General features: G+C 68.1%; 1 protein-coding gene. It reads right to left on the bottom strand.

Features of this window, described 5'->3' with window-relative positions; translation table 11 throughout:
* The coding region (locus RU09_RS17935) for a hypothetical protein (protein ID WP_042542264.1) at positions 1-261 on the bottom strand (261 nt) is incomplete at its 3' end.
* Positions 262-602 lie beyond the last annotated feature (341 nt).

The raw sequence follows: 602 nt of genomic DNA, 5'->3' as shown, positions 1-602 counted from the left end.
GGTCGCACCCCGCACATCCACACCCACCGTCCGCTGCAACAGCTCATTCAGCCCCCGGCAGCCCGCCGAACGCGGAAAGTCGCCCGGATCCCCCGTCGCGATCGTCTCCACGATCACCGCCTCGGCACGCCGGAACACCGCCCCCGCCCCCTGCAACACCGCAACCCGCTCCGCATCCGACAACCCCGCCAGAGCGTCGTCGGACAGCACCGCATCGAGGTCGGCGACGACCCGATCCAGAAGCTCCGCAGTGCTGTTCATACCCCCCAGTCAACCGGGGACCACCGACATTCGAGACCCGCACAGTCCCGAATTTTTCCTAGGTCAGGAGGGAATTCCAGTCTTCCGGGATGCTGCTCAACGACAGGGGGCGGCATAGCACCGCTCGCCCGACACAGGTCGGCACGCACAGCCGGCACGGCACGCACGGCCGGCACGACACGGCACGACACGGCACGACACGGCACGGCACGGCACGACACTGCACGGCATTGCACGGCATTGCACGACGCCACATGGCACGGCCGACCCAACCCTGCCCTGCCCCGTCCAACCCAACCCAACCCAACCCAACCCAACCCAACCCAGCCCAACCCAGCCCA

Origin of the sequence: Microbacterium sp. MEJ108Y, assembly GCF_000834175.1 — a bacterium.
Classification (GTDB): domain Bacteria; phylum Actinomycetota; class Actinomycetes; order Actinomycetales; family Microbacteriaceae; genus Microbacterium; species Microbacterium forte.
This window is presented reverse-complemented; position numbering and strand designations above follow the sequence as displayed.